This window comes from Pseudomonas tritici (assembly GCF_014268275.3).
In the GTDB taxonomy this organism is placed as follows: domain Bacteria; phylum Pseudomonadota; class Gammaproteobacteria; order Pseudomonadales; family Pseudomonadaceae; genus Aquipseudomonas; species Aquipseudomonas tritici.
The window spans coordinates 2,139,477-2,156,862 of the sequence record NZ_CP077084.1 but is presented as its reverse complement, the minus strand read 5'-3'; the positions used below and the strand labels follow the sequence as shown (position 1 = coordinate 2,156,862).

The following is a 17,386-nucleotide window of genomic DNA, read 5'->3' as shown; positions in this document are numbered from 1 at the left end:
AGCGGATGCCCAGGCGTATAAAGGACTATCTGATTACATTGAGTGCCGGCTTGTGCTTCAGCACGGTCGTGCTCGCGAACCACCCAGCGAGCCCGGAACATTTCACCTTGTTGAGCCGTGCAGGCTCGGTTCAACTGGAAACCCACCTCAACAAGGCCCAACGCCAATGGCTGCAAAACAAGCGGGAGTTGGTGCTGGGCACTGCGTCCCCTGATTATCCGCCCTTTGACCTCACGTCCAGCGGCCGCGACTACGAGGGACTCACCGCTGATTACGCCGGCCTGCTGTCCAAGGCACTGGCACTGCCGGTGAAAGTGTTGCGCTACCCATCCCGAGAGGCCGCGATCCGCGCCCTTGAAGCGGGGGATATCGACCTGCTGGGCTCGTCCAACGGCTTTGAGGCGGCAAACCCGAATCTCACGCTGTCCGAACCCTATGCAGTGGACCAGCCGGTACTGGTCACCCGCGAAGGTGAGACCCGCAGCCTGAAGGATGGCCTGGCCGGGATGCGCCTGGCTCTGGTCTACCACTACCTGCCACTGGGCGAGGTGGAAAAGCTTTACCCCGAGGCGCGCATCCGCGTCTATCCCTCTTATCAAAATGCCTTGAATGCGGTGGCATTCGACCAGGCGGACGTGTTTCTCGGCGATACCATTTCCACCCATTACATGATCAACAAGGGCTACCTGAAGAACATCCGCATGGCCAATTTCGGCAAGCACGAGGCCTATGGGTTCAGCTTTGCCATGCCCCAGCAGCAGCGCACCCTCTTGAGTATCGTCGATGCGGTAATGACGGCCGTGCCTACCGCTGAACGGGACGCGATCGCCAAGCGCTGGAGCGCCGGCAGCGACATCCTGCTGACCGACGAGAAGCTACAACTGACTCAACGTGAGGAGCGTTGGCTGAAGGACCACCCGGTGGTGAAGGTGGCGGTGAACGAAACCTTCGCCCCCCTGACGTTCTTCGATACCGACGGCAATTTTCGTGGCATTACCGCCGATCTGCTGGAGTTGGTTCGCCTGCGCACCGGGCTGCGTTTCGACATTGAGCGCGGGCGTGACGTGAATGCGATGATCGAACAGGTGGACGCCGGCAAAGTCGACATCATCGGCGCAATCGTGCCCAGCGTTGAACGGGAAGCGCAGCTGAATTTCAGCCGACCTTACCTGGAAAATTCCTATGTGCTGCTGACCCGGAAAGAGCCCGATGCGCCCTTGAACCTGGAGCAGATGGCCGGCAAGCGCCTGGCAATTACGCCGGGTAACCCGCTGGAAACCGTCCTGCGCCGCGACTTCCCAGAGGTGCATCTGGTCAACGCCAGCGACACGTTCAAGGCCTCGGAAATGCTGGCCCAAGGGCATGTCGAAGGCGCAGTGAACTCACTGGTAGTCGCCAACTACTTCCTGTCGTCCCAGATGTTCCAGGACAAACTTCAGATCAGCACCAGTATCGGCACCTTTCCCGCCACGTTTGCCCTGGCAACCGCACGCAGTGCCACCGAACTCAGCTCGATTCTCGACAAGGCCTTGCTGAGCATCGCCCCGGATGAACTGGGGGTGATCAACAGTCGCTGGCGAGGCTACACCTCCGCCTCCGATAGCTACTGGCGCAACTATCATCAACTGATCGCACGCATCATCATTGGTACGGGCCTTTTGCTGTTGGTCTCCCTGGGCTGGAACGCCTATATGCGTCGCCAGATCAAACACCGCAAGATGGCCGAGCGCGCGCTCAGTGACCAGTTCGAGTTCATGCGTGCGCTGGTCAATGAAACCCCGCATCCGATCTACGTGCGTGATCGTAAAGGCTTGCTGCAGACCTGCAATGACAGCTACCTGCAGGTATTCGACGTCAAACGCGAGGATGTGATCGGCAAAAGCGCCATCCAGATGAGTGAGGCCCTTGAAACCGACGCGGTTCAATATCACGCCGATTACCAGCGGGTGATGGCCGAAGGCAACCCGCTGATCCTTGATCGCACCCTGCATATCCACGGAAAAAAACTGACGATCTACCACTGGATCCTGCCATACCGCGACTCTACCGCAGAGGTGCAGGGCATCATTGGTGGCTGGATTGACATCAGCGAGCGACGCCAACTGTTCGACGAAATCCGCGCCGCCAAAGAACGCGCCGACGAAGCCAACCGGGCCAAGAGCACGTTCCTCGCCACCATGAGCCATGAAATCCGCACACCGATGAACGCGGTGATTGGCATGCTCGAACTGACCCTCAAGCGTGCCGACCAGGGCCATCTTGATCGCCCGGCCATCGAAGTGGCGTACAACTCGGCCAAGGACCTGCTGGAGCTGATCGGCGATATCCTCGACATCGCGCGCATCGAATCCGGGCGCCTGAGCCTGGCGCCGGAACGCGTCAACCTGCGAGAGGTGATCGAGTCGGTGGTGCGTGTGTTCGACGGCCTGGCCCGCCAGAAAACCCTCAGCCTGTCCCTTGAGTTCAAGCCCAACCTGGATGACACCGATGTGTTGATCGACCCGCTGCGGTTCAAGCAGGTGCTGTCCAACCTCGTCAGCAACGCGATCAAGTTCACCGAGCGCGGCGAGGTCAAAATCAAGGTTGAGGTATTGCCCACCGAGCTGGCGCAGCAAGTCGAGATGAAACTGGTGGTCGAGGACACCGGGATAGGTATCAGCCGGGATGACCAGTTACGCCTGTTCGAACCCTTTGCCCAGGCCGACAATTCCGGGCAGCTCGCCAGGAGCGGTGCCGGCCTGGGGCTGGTGATCTGCCGCAGCCTGTGCGCAATGATGGGCGGGCAACTGAGCCTGAGCAGCGTGCCTATGGTGGGCACTCAGGTGCATGTCAGCTTGAACATGACGCGCCTGCAGCCGGAACAGGCAACGGTCGAACCGAAACCCGAAGCCCCTGCGACCGCGCCAGTGCTCAATGTGCTGGTGGTGGACGATCATCCCGCCAACCGCTTGCTGATGTGCCAGCAACTGGGTTACCTGGGACACCAGTTCACCGCCGCCCAGAACGGCGCCACCGGTTTCCAGGCCTGGCGCCAGGAACGCTTCGACCTGATCATCGCCGACTGCAACATGCCCATCATGAATGGCTACGAGCTGAGTCGCTCGATCCGGGAATACGAACAGCGTGAGCAACTCGCACCGTGCGTGGTACTGGGTTTTACCGCCAATGCCCAGCCCGAAGAGAAGCAACGCTGCGCCGAAGCCGGTATGAACGATTGCCTGTTCAAACCGATCAGCCTGACGGCATTGGAGCGACAACTGGCGAAGATCGCCCCTCAACCCAGCGACCTGTACCTGGACCTCGGCAACTTCGAGGCCCTGACCGGCGGCGATCCACAGTTGAGCTGGCGTTTGCTGGAGGAACTGTTGAGCAGCAGCCGACATGATCGCCAGGAACTGACGGCGCTGATCAGTGCACATGCCCCGCTCCAGGAAATCATCGAGCAAGCTCACAAAATCAAAGGCGCTGCCCGTATTGTTCAGGCGACCCCATTGGCCAGGCAGTGCGAAACCCTTGAACAAGCCTGTGCCCGCGGTGATGACTGGGCGTTGATTGAAGCCAGTGCGAAATCCTTGGAAAAGCTCATGATGGAACTGGAGAGGTTACTGCAGATGCAGCTTCAAGCACTCGATGCCAGCAAGGGGCGGCTGCCGCCCCTTACGTGATCAGCAGTTGGTCAAGCGCAGGAAAATTGCTGCCAGCCGTTCAATGCCCGCCTGGTCCTGGGGGGTAAAACGCGCCAACGACGGGCTATCGAGGTCAAGGACGCCGATCAATTTGCCGTCCTTGACCAGGGGTACCACCAGCTCGCTGTTCGATGCGCTGTCACAGGCGATATGCCCTGGGAACGCATGCACATCCTCCACCCGCTGGGTCTGCCGCGTCGCCGCCGCCGCACCGCACACCCCACGGCCGAACGGTATGCGCACGCAGGCGATCTGGCCCTGGAACGGGCCAAGCACCAGCTCTTCGTCACGGTTAAGGTAAAAGCCGGCCCAGTTCAAATCGTCCAGCTGGTTGAACAGGAAGGCAGAAAACTGCGCACTGTTGGCGATGAAATCTCGCTCATCGGCCAGCAGCGACTCCAGTTGCGCGCAGAGCATGGCATAGCCATCAAGGCCAGTACCGGCGCTTTGTAAATCAATCATGGTTGACGTTCCAGTAATTTGAGGCCGACCCAGTAACGAGCGAATTGGTACGCGCAACGACCGTTGCGGTTGCCACGTCCGGTAGCCCAGCGTACCGCAAGAATGTCGAGCGCTTCATCGCGCTGCCACTGCAAACCGGCCTTGCTCGCCAGTTCGCCGATCCAGTGCTCCACGACATCCAGGAAGTGTTCCTGGGTAAACGGGTAGAACGACAGCCACAAGCCAAAACGGTCGGACAAGGCGATCTTGTCTTCCACCGCTTCGCTTGGGTGCAATTCACCATCCACGCGTTTCCAGTTGTCATTGTCGCTCTGGTTTTCCGGCACCAAATGGCGGCGGTTGGAAGTGGCGTACAGCAGCACGTTCTCCGGGGCCTGTTCGAGAGAGCCGTCGAGCACGCTTTTCAGCACACGGTAATCGCCTTCACCGGCCTCGAATGACAGGTCGTCGCAGAACAGGATAAAACGCTGCGGCAGCTTGAGCAGTTGCTCGACCACACGCGGCAGGTCGGCCAGATGGTCGCGTTCGATCTCGATCAGGCGCAAACCGGCCTTGGCGTGCTGTGCCAGCAAGGCGCGCACCATCGACGATTTACCCGTGCCACGCGAGCCCCATAGCAGCGCATGATTGGCGGGCAGGCCATCGATGAATTGTTGGGTGTTGCGCGCCAGTGTTTCACGTTGCTTGTCGACACCGATCAGGTCCGACAGGCGCATGTCCAGGCTCACGTCCAACGGCAACAGGAAACCACTGCGGCCTTCGCGCTGCCAGCGGGCAGCCAGGCACTGGTTCCAATCAATGGTTTGGCGTGGTGCAGGCAATAAGGGTTCGAGGCGGGCGAGCACTGCATCGGCCCGCTCAAGAAAGGCACTCAATCGAGAATCCACAATTATTCCTCTGGCAAGTTCTTGCAAAAGATGGCGTATTGGCAGCCCTGCGGCAGACCGCACGAGGCTGCGTAAAAAACGATTCATGCCGGGTAAGCCAGAGCCTGTGGATGTTCAGCTATGCTTGCCGGGCGAAGGGAAACGTAAAGTGGTTCAACACTCAATGGATATCAAGTTCGCCCACCGCTTGTCTTATAAACAAGCCAGATTGACTGTGCTGGTCGGTTTCGTGTTGGGAACCTTGCTCAGCCTGATCCAAATCGGCATTGATTATGCCAGCGAAGACGCATCCATCAACCGTGAAATTCGCTCGCTGATCGAAATCAGCCACAACCCCGCGTCACGCATCGCCTACAACATCGATGCCGAACTGGCCCAGGAACTGACCCTGGGCCTGCTGCACTCCCCCGCCATCATCCATGCCCAGTTGATCGACAATAATGGCGTGGTACTGGCCGATGTCGACCGGCCGCGCAAAGAAAGCACCTACCGCCCCCTCAGCGATTTTCTGTTTGGGGCCAACCGCCAGTTTGAAGATCGGCTGTTCCTGAACCCTATGCCCAACGAGTCCCTCGGCGTGCTACGGCTGGACGTGGACACTTATGCCTTTGGCAGCCGCTTCCTGCGCCGTGCCGAGATCACCCTGCTCAACGGGTTTGCCCGCAGCCTGCTGCTGACCGGCATCCTGCTGGGTCTGTTCTACGTCATGCTGACCCAGCCACTGGTGCGTATTATTCGCGAGCTGAGCAACCGCAGGCAGGCACGCCTGGATTGCCCGCCGGGCCATGAACACGACGAAATCGGCGTACTGGTGAACGTTGCCAACCAACAGTTCGAAAACATGGAGACGGAGATCCAGCAACGCCGCCACGCGGAAGACCGACTGACCGAATACCTGGGGCAATTGGAGGACATCGTCTCCGCGCGCACCTTGGAGCTCAAGGCCAGCAACCAGCGGCTGAGCCAGTCCAACGACGAATTGGAAGCGGCGAAGATGCATGCATTGGGCATGGCCCAGGCGCGTGCGGCGTTCCTGGCCAACATGAGCCATGAGATTCGCACCCCGCTCAACGGCCTGTTGGGGATGATCGCGCTGTCGCTGGACAGCCCGCTCAATGCCGAGCAGCGCCAGCAACTGTCTATTGCCCATGACTCGGGCAAAGTGCTGGTGGAGTTGCTCAACGATATCCTCGACCTGTCCAAGTTCGATGCTGGCCAGTTGGAGCTGGAACACATCCCCTTCGACCTCGGCTCGCTGGTGGAGGACACCGCTAACCTGCTGTCACAAAACGCGGCACCCAGTGTCGAACTGACCTGCCTGATCGACCCGCAGTTTCCCGCCCAGGTGCTGGGCGACCCGACCCGTGTGCGGCAAATCGTCAGTAACCTGCTGTCCAATGCCTTAAAATTCACGCGCTTCGGCCGGGTCGATGTGCGCCTCAGCGCGCTGGATGGCCGAGTGCGCATCGAGGTCTGTGATACCGGCATCGGCATTGCGCAGGAAGCCCAGGTAAAGATTTTCCAACCGTTCACCCAGGCCGGAGCCGGTATCACACGCCAGTTTGGCGGCACGGGTCTCGGCTTGGCGTTGACGCACAACCTGTGCGAAGCGATGAAAGGCCGACTGAGCATCAGTTCGGAGGTCGGCTTCGGCAGCCAGTTCTGCGCCGACCTGCCGTTGCCGATCCATTTGCCCGCCGTTCAACAGGTGCCGCTCAAGGGTGAGGTGATCGCCATCACCAGTGCCGGCAGCGGCCTGACGGAACTGCTGACCACCCTCCTGCCCCACTGGGGGCTGACACCGCGCTGCTACCCGCGTGATGAGGATTTAAGCGGGCAAACGCCGGACTTGCTGATCACCGACTGCCCCGAATGCCTGTTCCGCCTGCGGCCTTCCATCACCGCGCCGATCCTGCTGGTGACCGCCTATGGCAATTTCATGCCCAGCGAAGAAGTCGCGGCACTGGCGCCGTTGCAGCAACAGGCGCGCCCGCTGAGCCGCAATGCGCTGTATCAAATCCTGGAACGTAACTTGCGCAGCGATCACCCACTCATCCTTGATCCCATCCAGATAGAAGCCGTGCCCCTGGCACGCCGGGCGCGCATCCTGCTGGTGGAGGACAACGCGGTCAACCAACTGGTGGCCAAAGGCATGCTCAGCAAACTGGGGTGTGAAGTGATCGTGGCCGCCCACGGTGGGGAGGCGCTCAAGTTTCTTGAAGAACAACACTTCGACATGGTGTTGATGGACTGCAATATGCCGGTGATGGACGGTTACGAAGCCAGCCGGCAGATCCGTCGCAGCGGGCGCTGGCCGGAACTGCCGATCGTCGCGTTGACAGCCAACGCCCTTTCCGAAGAACGCGAGCGTTGCCGGGCTGCGGGCATGAATGACTACCTGGCCAAGCCGTTTCGGCGCGAGGAACTCAGCGCTTTGCTGGACGTGTGGGTGCCGAAGACGACACGTCTCTGATCTGCAGCAGCAACTGGTCCAAGCCGTCGCGCAAGGCATCGGCCTGGTTCAGGTCGATGCCGCTGTCGCACAGCAGCCGGGTCTTGAGCGCATGGGTCTGGTCGCGCAACTGCACACCGCTTTCGCTGAGGCTCAGGTGCACTTCTCGCTCATCCTTGGCGCTGCGCTGGCGCTTGACCCACTTAAGGTGCTCAAGGCGCTTGAGCAACGGCGTCAGCGTGCCCGAATCCAGCATCAAGCGTTCGCCCAAGGCCTTGACCGTGGGTTGCGCGGGGGCTGTGTCGTGCCATTCCCACAACACCAGCATCACCAAGTATTGCGGGTAGGTCAGGCCCAGTTGATCCAGCATCGGCTTATAGGCGCGGGTCACCGCCCTGGACGCAGCGTAGAGCTTGAAACACAGCTGGTTATCGAGGGCCAGGGATACGCTCATTTGAGCAGGGCTTCGATCTCTTGAGTCAGGTCCTGCGGCTTGGTGGTCGGGGCAAAACGCTTGACTACCTGGCCGTCACGACCGATGAGGAACTTGGTGAAGTTCCACTTGATGCCTTTGGACCCAAGCAGGCCCGGGGCCTGTTGTTTCAGTTGCACGAACAACGGGTGGGCATCGCTGCCATTCACGTCGATTTTCTTGAACAGCGGGAAGCTGACGCCGAAGTTCAGCTCGCAGAACTCGGAGATCGCCCCTTCGTTACCCGGTTCCTGCTTGCCGAACTGGTTGCAAGGGAAACCCAGTACCACCAGCCCCTGGTCCTTGTACTGCTGCCAAAGTTGCTCCAGGCCCTTGTACTGCGGGGTGAAGCCACACTTGCTGGCAGTGTTGACCACCAAGATGGCCTTGCCGGCAAAATCGGCCAAGGTCTTTTGCTCACCTTTGATGGTGGTGCAAGGGATGCTCAGCAGGTTGTCGCTCATGGCAGTGCCTCGATAACGGAAAGAAAGAATAAACATAGTGATCAATTCAATTGTGTTCAATTCAATTGACCAGAATGATAGGCCGATATCAGACGATAACCGCGTCTGTGGCGAGGGAGCTTGCTCCCTCGCCACAGACGATGTGTTTATCGCGGGACGAGGTCCAGGCACACCGAATTGATGCAATAACGTAGGCCAGTCGGCGGCGGACCGTCGGGGAATACATGGCCCAAGTGGGCATCGCATTTGGCGCAGGTGACTTCGGTGCGGATCATGCCGTGGCTGACGTCACGGATTTCGATCATCGCGCTGTCGGCAATCGGCGCGTAGAAACTGGGCCAGCCGCAGCCGGAATCAAACTTGGTGGTCGAATCGAACAGCGGCTCGTTGCAGCAGATGCAGTGGTACACACCGTCCGTCTTGGTGCCGTTGTACTTGCCGCTGAAAGGTCGCTCGGTACCCTTGAGACGACATACGTTGTACTGCTCGGGGTCGAGCATGGCTTTCCATTCATCAATGGTCTTCTGCAGCTTTTCCATCGGTACACCTCGGCAACTGAAAAAGCCTGATCTGTGTCTTTTCCGTAGATCAGGCGGCACGTATGATTGCGCCTCTTCAAAACGCCAGTCTGGCACCCGCGCTACCGGCATTCAAACGTATTTATGGGGGCGGCCCCGCGGGATTCACAGTACGGTAGTGTCCACACCGTCTGGATCGTTCATTTTCAGGATCACATCGCCATGCAGGTCAGCAAATCGAACAAGCTCGCCAACGTCTGCTATGACATTCGCGGCCCGGTGCTCAAGCACGCCAAACGCCTGGAAGAGGAAGGCCATCGCATCCTCAAGCTGAACATTGGCAACCCGGCGCCCTTTGGTTTCGAAGCGCCGGACGAGATCCTCCAGGACGTGATCCGCAACCTGCCCACCGCCCAGGGCTACAGCGACTCCAAAGGCCTGTTCAGCGCGCGTAAAGCGGTGATGCAGTACTACCAGCAAAAGCAGGTCGAAGGTGTTGGCATCGAAGACATCTACCTGGGCAATGGCGTGTCCGAGCTGATCGTGATGTCCATGCAGGCCCTGCTCAACAATGGCGACGAAGTGCTGGTGCCGGCGCCGGACTACCCGCTGTGGACCGCCGCCGTGACCCTGGCCGGTGGCAACCCGGTGCACTACCTGTGTGACGAAGGCGCCGACTGGTTCCCGGACCTGGCCGACATCAAGGCCAAGATCACCCCGAACACCAAGGCCCTGGTGATTATCAACCCGAACAACCCGACCGGCGCCGTGTATTCCAGGGAGGTGTTGCTGGGCATGCTCGAACTGGCGCGCCAGCACAACCTGGTGGTGTTCTCCGACGAGATCTACGACAAGATCCTCTACGACGACGCGGTGCACATCTGCACCGCGTCCCTGGCGCCAGACCTGCTGTGCCTGACCTTCAACGGCCTGTCCAAGTCCTACCGCGTGGCGGGGTTTCGCTCCGGCTGGATCGCCATCTCCGGCCCCAAGCACAACGCGCAAAGTTACATCGAAGGTATCGACATGCTGGCCAACATGCGCCTGTGCGCCAACGTGCCGAGCCAGCACGCGATCCAGACCGCGCTGGGCGGCTACCAGAGCATCAACGACCTGGTCTTGCCCCAAGGTCGCCTTCTGGAACAGCGTAATCGCACCTGGGAACTGCTTAACGCCATCCCGGGCGTGAGCTGTGTGAAACCCATGGGAGCGCTGTACGCCTTCCCACGGATCGACCCGAAGGTGTGCCCGATTCTCAACGACGAGAAGTTTGTGCTCGACCTGCTGCTCTCGGAAAAACTGCTGGTGGTGCAAGGCACGGCGTTCAACTGGCCGTGGCCGGATCACTTCCGCGTGGTCACATTGCCGCGTGTGGATGACCTGGAGATGGCCATTGGTCGCATCGGTAGCTTCCTCAAGTCCTATCGCCAGTAACGGAAACGGCGCTGTACGATCGACAATCGGTCGTACAGCGAGTATCTGGCAACACTTCTCTGCCCCTTCTCCGTTGCAGCCGTTTGCTGGCGCAGCAAAAGCTATCTCCCCCCTATAATTACTGGGCTGGAAGGTATAGGTGAACCGATCAGGGGGTCTTTTTTACGTCGGAAAATCCCTTCAAGGCTCTACATTCAGGCTGTAGGACACAGTTTGAAATAGTCGCTCGGTTGAATCACCCCATGCCGCACCTTATATACCCCGCAGTACGCGACATATTAAGCATGAGGAGAACTCTACAACCATGATGCGCATCCTGCTGTTCTTGGCCACTAACCTTGCGGTCGTGCTGATTGCCAGCATTACCCTGAGCCTTTTCGGCTTCAATGGGTTCATGGCGGCCAACGGGGTTGACCTGAACCTCAATCAGCTGCTGGTTTTCTGTGCGGTCTTTGGTTTTGCCGGCTCGCTGTTCTCGCTGTTCATCTCCAAGTGGATGGCGAAAATGAGCACCAGCACCCAGGTGATCACCCAGCCACGTACCCGGCATGAGCAATGGTTGCTGCAGACCGTCGAGCAATTGTCCCGAGAAGCCGGCATCAAGATGCCCGAGGTCGGGATCTTCCCGGCCTATGAAGCCAACGCCTTTGCCACCGGCTGGAACAAGAACGACGCACTCGTTGCGGTCAGCCAGGGCATGCTGGAACGCTTCTCGTACGATGAAGTAAAGGCGGTGCTGGCCCACGAGATCGGCCACGTGGCCAACGGTGACATGGTCACCCTGGCGCTGGTCCAAGGCGTGGTGAACACCTTCGTGATGTTCTTCGCGCGGATCATCGGCAACTTTGTCGACAAGGTGATCTTCAAGAACGAAGAAGGCCGCGGTATTGCCTATTTCGTGGCAACCATCTTCGCCGAAGTGGTGCTGGGCTTCCTGGCCAGCGCGATCACCATGTGGTTCTCGCGCAAACGCGAATTCCGCGCAGACGAAGCCGGTGCCCGCCTGGCCGGTACCGGGGCGATGATTGCAGCGCTGCAACACCTGCGCTCCGAACAGGGCCTGCCGGTGCATATGCCGGACAGCCTGACGGCCTTTGGTATCAACGGTGGCATCAAGCAGGGCATGGCTCGCCTGTTCATGAGCCACCCGCCACTGGAAGAGCGTATCGACGCACTGCGTCGTCGGGGCTGATAGCTCGGTAGTGACACCGAAAGGGGCGATCTGATCGCCCCTTTTTCGTGGGTACGTCCTTGACCATCGCGGCATAGCTATCTACACCTCTTTTGAAAGCGCAGAAGCATCCTGTAGTGAGCGGGCTTGCCCCGCGCTGGGCTGCGAAGCGGCCCTAAAAACCCGATATCGAGCTTTACCTGAAGAAACGCAGCGGCCTTATTGGGGCCGCTCCGCAGCCCAGCGCGGGACAAGCCCGCTCACTACCCTACTCTGTGGTCATCGCGGGCTCAGCGCATCGTCAGCTGATACACCCGCTCCTCAAGCCGCGTAACGCCGTCCTGCACGAACTTCCAGCTTTCGCCCAGGATGTCTTGCTCTTCCTGCACCGCCAAGGCCCAATGCGAGCCAAGCAGCACCTTCACCTCATCATGCGTCACTGCAAACGGCGGGCCGGCTTTTTGCGTCTGGTCATAATCGAGGGTGATCAGCAGCCCCTGGCAACCCGGCCGCAAAAGCGTATTCAGGTGTTCGGCATACTGCGCACGCAGCAGCGGTGGCAGGGCGATCAGCGCGGCGCGGTCATAGAGCGCGGTGCAATCAGCCAGGACTTGCGCGTCCAAGGCGAAGAAATCGCCGCACCATACTTCGATCAAATCCGCCTGATACACCTTGAAGGCGCCTCGTTCGGTGACTCGCGGTGTCAGACTCTGCTCTGTGAAGAAGGCTTCCACCGCCTGTTCCGACAGCTCCACGCCCAGCACCCGAAACCCCAGGCTGGCCAGCCACATCAGGTCCAGGCTTTTGCCACACAATGGCACCAGCACTTTGGCGCCCTCGGCGAGGGCCAACTTCGGCCAGTGCCGTTGCAGGTAAGGATTGACCTCGGGCAAATGAAAGCCGATCTGATTGCGCGCCCAGCGCTCCCGCCAAAACTCAGGCTCCATGGATGCCCCCAAAAATTCGATCAAATGGTGCTAAAACTTATATTAGATTTAGATCAATGATCTGATTAAAGATGGGCCCATGTTAACGCTCAGGACCCCACTTATGTTCCCCAGCCTGTTTATCTCCCACGGTTCGCCCATGCTCGCCCTGCAACCCGGCGCCAGCGGCCCGGCGCTTCAGCGACTTGCCGCCGAGATACCACGGCCGAAGGCAATCGTGGTGGTGTCGGCGCATTGGGAAAGCCATGAGCTGCTGGTCAGCGGCAGCGCCGCGCCTGACACCTGGCACGATTTTGGTGGCTTCCCCCGCGAATTGTTTGCCGTGCAATACCCCGCGCCGGGCGATCCGCAGTTGGCCGGCGAAATAGTCGAGTTGTTGCACGCCGATGATTTGAATGCACGCATAGACGACCAACGCCCGTTCGACCACGGCACCTGGGTACCGTTGTCGCTGATGTACCCGGCGGCAGACATTCCAGTGGTGCAGGTTTCCCTGCCCAGCCGTATGGGCCCTGCCCTGCAGACGCGGGTCGGGCATGCGCTTGCCAGCCTGCGCGACAGAGGTGTGCTGTTGATCGGCTCGGGCAGCATCACCCATAACCTGGGCGAACTGGACTGGCACGCGGGGCCTGAGAGCATAGAGCCCTGGGCGCAGGATTTCCGGGACTGGGTGGTGGATAAGCTGGCGGCCAACGATGAGACCGCGCTGCACGACTATCGCCGTCAGGCACCGCATGCGGTACGTAGCCATCCCAGCGATGAGCATTTGTTGCCGCTGTACTTTGCACGTGGCGCCGGTGGCGATTTCAGCGTGGCGCACCAGGGGTTCACCATGGGCGCCCTAGGAATGGACATTTACCGCTTCGACTAACGAACGCCTCCTCTTGTGGGCGCTGGCTTGCCTGCGATGGCGGTGGTTCAGTCAAGCACATTTATCACTGATACATCGCTATCGCATGCAAGCCAGCTCCCACATTGGATTGGGTGCTGATCCGGACACAGCCTGAATCCAAGGCAAAAAAAATCCCCGAACCAGTCGGGGATTTTTTATGTGTGATCAATCAGCCCAAGGGCGGATCAATCTTCGCGGTAGCGACGCAGCTTCAACTGCTTACCGGCAACGCGAGTGTCTTTCAGCTTGGTCAGCAGTTTTTCCAGACCATCTTCCGGCAGCTCCACCAGGGAGAAGCTGTCACGGACCTGAATGCGACCGATGGCTTCACGTGCCAGGCCACCCTCGTTGAGGATAGCGCCCAGCAGGTTCTTGGCAGCGATACCGTCACGCGCGCCCAGCGCGGTACGGCAACGAGCACGGCCTTCAGCCAATGGAACCGGAGCACGACGCTCACGATCACCACGGTCTGGACGGTCGCCAGTACGCTCTGGACGATCACCGCGTGGCGCGTTGTTCGGCACCAGTGGGCGTTCTTTCTCGATGGCTGCCAGGGTCAGGGCCTGACCGTTGGTCGCTTTACGCAGCAGGGCTGCAGCCAGGGCACGTGGGGTGCAACCGATATCGGCGGTCAGGCGGTCAAGCAGTTCGCCGTGGGTCGATTCAGCGTCAGCCACCAGCGGCGACAGGCTGTTGGTCAGTTTCTTGATGCGAGCATCCAGAACGGCCTGGGCATCCGGCAGGCGGACTTCGGCGACTTTCTGACCGGTCACACGCTCGATCACTTGCAGCATGCGGCGCTCACGTGGAGTCACCAGCAGCAGTGCACGACCTTCGCGACCGGCACGGCCGGTACGGCCGATACGGTGAACGTAGGACTCTGGATCGTACGGCATGTCAACGTTGAACACGTGGGTGATACGTGGAACGTCGAGACCACGTGCAGCCACGTCGGTCGCCACAACGATGTCCAGACGGCCATCCTTGAGGGAGTCGATCACGCGCTCACGTTGGTTCTGGGCGATGTCACCGTTCAGCGCAGCGGCTTTGTAGCCTTTGGCTTCCAGGGCACTGGCCAGGTCCAGGGTCGCTTGCTTGGTGCGCACGAACATGATCAGGGCGTCGAAGTCTTCGACTTCCAGCAGGCTCAATACAGCCGAGGTCTTCTGGTCAGCGTGAACCAACAGGTGAGCCTGTTCGATCGCGGTAACGGTCTGAGTCTTGGTCTGGATCTTCACGTGTTGCGGATCGCGCAGGTGGCGTTCGGCAATGGCACGGATCGACTGTGGCAGGGTGGCCGAGAACAGTACGGTCTGACGGGTTGGTGGCAGCGCCTTGAAGATGACTTCCAGGTCATCCATGAAGCCCAGCTTCAACATTTCGTCAGCTTCGTCGAGAACCAGGTGGTTCACGGTCGACAGGACTTTCTCGTCGCGACGCAGGTGGTCGCACAGACGGCCCGGGGTGGCGACAACGATCTGTGCGCCGTTACGGATTGCTTTCAGTTGCGGGCCCATCGGCGCGCCGCCGTAAACGGCCACAACGGTAACGCCTGGCATTTGCTTGGCGTAGGTTTCAAAAGCGGTTGCTACTTGCAGCGCCAACTCACGCGTTGGCGCCAGGATCAGGGCTTGCGGTTCGCGCTTGGCAGGATCGATGCAGTGCAGGATAGGCAGGGCGAACGCGGCGGTTTTACCAGTACCGGTTTGCGCCTGGCCAATCATGTCCTGGCCGGCCATGATGATCGGGATCGATTGCTGCTGAATCGCCGAAGGTTCTTCGTAGCCGGTCGCGATGACGGCAGCGAGAATGTTCGGGTTAAGATTAAAAGCGGCGAAGCCGCCGGTTTCCTGGGTCATGGGTCTGCCTCTAAGTGCATCCGCAAAGACCCATGCTCCAAAGCTGCGCATGCCGTGTTGAGACTCAAGAGTCGCCCTGGCTGCTTTGTCGGCGGGGATTTGCGAAAACGAATGAATGAAAAAGATTCGTCAAGGGAGAGTCCGCTGTGCGGACGTGCAGCCGAAGCTGACTTCGGGGAATTGCGCTACCTAAACGCGGCCCGGTTAAAGGCCGGCGCGCACTATACCGGAAATAGCTGAAAAAGGGAGCTTTTTTTATCGTAAAGCACTGATAAACCGCGTTGCGTCACAGTCTTTGCAGATAACACGCGTAAGGTCTATTTTTCAAAGGCCCGGCCCTGTTGGTCATTACGCTTAAACGGTTCACCCAACCCTTCCGACCCTTTGGTCTGAAACCCTTCCCCGCGCCCGAGGGCACACCCGATGAATCAAGCCAGCAGCAGCCGCGTCAGCCGAGAACTGCAGGGCCATGTCCTGCTGTTGGGCCTGGACCGGGTAGCCAAACGCAACGCTTTCGACCTGGACCTGCTCAACGCGCTGAGCCTGGCGTATGGTGAATTTGATCGAAATGCCGATGCGCGGGTGGCGGTGGTGTTTGCCCATGGTGATCACTTTACCGCCGGGCTGGACCTGGCCAATGTCAGCGCGGTGATGGCCGGCGGCTGGCAACCACCGCTGGGGGGCTGCGATCCCTGGGGCGTGTTTGCCGGCCCGCGTGTGAGCAAACCGGTGATCGTCGCGGCCCAGGGCTACTGCCTGACCATCGGGATCGAGCTGATGCTCGCGGCGGACATCAACCTGTGCGCGAGCAATACGCGCTTTGCGCAGATGGAAGTACAGCGTGGGATCTTTCCGTTTGGCGGCGCGACGCTGCGCTTTCATCAAGTCGCAGGCTGGGGCAATGCGATGCGCTGGCTGCTGACCGGCGATGAATTCGATGCCCATGACGCGCTGCGCTTGGGTTTGGTGCAGGAAGTAATGGCCAGCGAAGATTTGCTGCCGCGCGCCGTCGAACTGGCTAACCGTATTGCGCGCCAGGCACCGTTGGGTGTGCAAGCCACGTTGATGTCGGCACGGCTGGCGCACATGGAAGGCGAAGCCGTCGCGGCAGCGGCTTTGCCGCCAGTGGTGGATAAGTTGCTTAACAGCGAGGATGCCAAGGAGGGTGTGCGGGCGATGATTGAGAAGCGGCCGGGGGTGTTCAAGGGTATATGAACAACCTGAATTAGCCGTCGACAGTGATGGCCTCATCGCGGGCAAGTCGAAGCGTCGAACCGCCGCTCCCACATTTTGACTGCGTGCATCCTGTAGGAATGCGGTCGAATGTGGGAGCCGGGCTTGCCCGCGATGGCGTCGTTCCAGGCAACTAAGTAGCCGGCCGAATCGCCTTGATCAGCGACTGCAACGAATAGCCCAACCGCGGTGCCAGCGCTTCAGCACGCGCCGAAAGCGCGCCAAGGTCCAGTTCCTGATCCAACTCCGAAGGCACCAGCAGAATCACATTCCCCTCCTTCACCGGCAATTCCCAGTAATGCCGGTGGTACAACCCGCGCAACAACGCCGCACCCAACGGTTTGCCATCGTCGGTGGCCCATTGGTTGATCACCAGCCAGCCGCCGGGGTTGAGTTTTTTCTGGCAGTTTTCCAAGAAGGTCCAGGCCAGGTGCCCGACGCCGGGGCCGACGTCGGTGTAGAGGTCGACGAAAATCAGGTCGGCCGACTCAGCCGTGTCGAGCAATTGCAGCGCGTCGCCGACGCGGATATACAGCCGTGGGTCATCGTCCAGCCCCAGGTATTCGATGGCCAGGCGCGGTACGTCGGGACGCAACTCGATGGCCTCCACGTCCTCCAGCGGCAGGAACTTCAGGCACGCCTGGGTCAACGTGCCGGCGCCCAGGCCGAGGAACAGCGCGCTTTCCGGCTGCTCATGGCACAACGCGCCGATCAGCATCGCGCGGGTGTAGTCGTACTCCAGCCAGCTCGGGTCTGCCGTGAACACGCAGCTTTGCTCGATGGCATCGCCGAACTCGAGAAAACGGTAATCGGCCACTTCGAGCACACGGATCATGCCGAAATCATCATGGACTTCGGCGAGCAGGCGCTCGACACGCTCCTCGGTCATCACTACTCCTAAAGGGTTTG

The 17,386-nt window shown here is 59.9% G+C and carries 14 protein-coding genes; 6 read left to right on the top strand and 8 right to left on the bottom strand.

Annotation, left to right across the window (positions count from 1 at the left end; all coding sequences use genetic code 11):
• Positions 1–5: 5 nt before the first annotated feature.
• Positions 6–3,665: a transporter substrate-binding domain-containing protein gene (locus tag HU722_RS09635; protein ID WP_065882427.1), complete on the top strand. Its 3,660-nt coding sequence runs from the start codon at positions 6–8 to the stop codon at positions 3,663–3,665.
• Here the strand turns inward: HU722_RS09635 and HU722_RS09630 are convergent, their stop codons facing one another.
• Together HU722_RS09630 and HU722_RS09625 are read right to left on the bottom strand one after the other, a co-directional pair.
• Entirely contained in the window at positions 3,666–4,148 is a 483-nt protein-coding gene (locus HU722_RS09630; protein WP_065872718.1) for a GAF domain-containing protein, read from the bottom strand. It lies immediately after the preceding gene.
• Positions 4,145–5,035, bottom strand: a complete 891-nt coding sequence (locus HU722_RS09625; RefSeq protein WP_049709281.1) for an ATP-binding protein — start codon at positions 5,033–5,035, stop codon at positions 4,145–4,147. Before HU722_RS09625 ends, HU722_RS09630 begins: the two co-directional genes overlap by 4 nt.
• 163 nt (positions 5,036–5,198) lie before the next feature.
• Between HU722_RS09625 and HU722_RS09620 the strand changes: the two genes are divergently transcribed.
• Complete coding sequence (locus HU722_RS09620; protein ID WP_065872719.1) at positions 5,199–7,508, top strand: hybrid sensor histidine kinase/response regulator; 2,310 nt, start codon at positions 5,199–5,201, stop codon at positions 7,506–7,508.
• Here the strand turns inward: HU722_RS09620 and HU722_RS09615 are convergent.
• From HU722_RS09615 to msrB, 3 genes are all read right to left on the bottom strand, one after another.
• Positions 7,462–7,941, bottom strand: coding sequence for a MarR family winged helix-turn-helix transcriptional regulator (locus tag HU722_RS09615; RefSeq protein WP_065872720.1), 480 nt, complete (start codon positions 7,939–7,941; stop codon positions 7,462–7,464). The genes HU722_RS09620 and HU722_RS09615 overlap by 47 nt on opposite strands.
• A complete protein-coding gene (locus HU722_RS09610; protein ID WP_049709284.1) occupies positions 7,938–8,423 on the bottom strand; it encodes a glutathione peroxidase in 486 nt (161 codons plus the stop codon). Before HU722_RS09610 ends, HU722_RS09615 begins: the two co-directional genes overlap by 4 nt.
• Before the next feature lie 146 nt (positions 8,424–8,569).
• Positions 8,570–8,962 (bottom strand): peptide-methionine (R)-S-oxide reductase MsrB, encoded by a 393-nt coding sequence (gene msrB / locus HU722_RS09605; RefSeq protein ID WP_049709285.1) that lies wholly within the window; start codon positions 8,960–8,962, stop codon positions 8,570–8,572.
• Between the two features lie 201 nt (positions 8,963–9,163).
• Between msrB and HU722_RS09600 the strand changes: the two genes are divergently transcribed.
• Both HU722_RS09600 and htpX read left to right on the top strand, forming a co-directional pair.
• Positions 9,164–10,375, top strand: a complete 1,212-nt coding sequence (locus HU722_RS09600; protein WP_065872721.1) for a pyridoxal phosphate-dependent aminotransferase — start codon at positions 9,164–9,166, stop codon at positions 10,373–10,375.
• 304 nt (positions 10,376–10,679) lie between these two features.
• Positions 10,680–11,567, top strand: coding sequence for a protease HtpX (htpX, locus tag HU722_RS09595; protein ID WP_034102803.1), 888 nt, complete (start codon positions 10,680–10,682; stop codon positions 11,565–11,567).
• Between the two features lie 269 nt (positions 11,568–11,836).
• On the opposite strand, the gene HU722_RS09590 is transcribed toward htpX, so the two are convergent.
• A complete protein-coding gene (locus HU722_RS09590) occupies positions 11,837–12,493 on the bottom strand; it encodes a thiopurine S-methyltransferase (RefSeq protein ID WP_065909898.1) in 657 nt (218 codons plus the stop codon).
• Positions 12,494–12,596: 103 nt separating this feature from the next.
• Here HU722_RS09590 and HU722_RS09585 point away from each other — a divergent pair, with 103 nt between their 5' ends.
• Positions 12,597–13,364 (top strand): DODA-type extradiol aromatic ring-opening family dioxygenase, encoded by a 768-nt coding sequence (locus HU722_RS09585; RefSeq protein WP_065872723.1) that lies wholly within the window; start codon positions 12,597–12,599, stop codon positions 13,362–13,364.
• 206 nt (positions 13,365–13,570) lie between these two features.
• Here HU722_RS09585 and HU722_RS09580 read toward each other — a convergent pair whose 3' ends face one another.
• Positions 13,571–15,244 (bottom strand): DEAD/DEAH box helicase, encoded by a 1,674-nt coding sequence (locus HU722_RS09580; RefSeq protein ID WP_065872724.1) that lies wholly within the window; start codon positions 15,242–15,244, stop codon positions 13,571–13,573.
• Between the two features lie 423 nt (positions 15,245–15,667).
• Between HU722_RS09580 and HU722_RS09575 the strand changes: the two genes are divergently transcribed.
• Positions 15,668–16,459: a crotonase/enoyl-CoA hydratase family protein gene (locus tag HU722_RS09575; RefSeq protein ID WP_065872725.1), complete on the top strand. Its 792-nt coding sequence runs from the start codon at positions 15,668–15,670 to the stop codon at positions 16,457–16,459.
• Positions 16,460–16,610: 151 nt separating this feature from the next.
• On the opposite strand, the gene HU722_RS09570 is transcribed toward HU722_RS09575, so the two are convergent.
• Positions 16,611–17,366 (bottom strand): spermidine synthase, encoded by a 756-nt coding sequence (locus HU722_RS09570; protein ID WP_049709291.1) that lies wholly within the window; start codon positions 17,364–17,366, stop codon positions 16,611–16,613.
• Positions 17,367–17,386 lie beyond the last annotated feature (20 nt).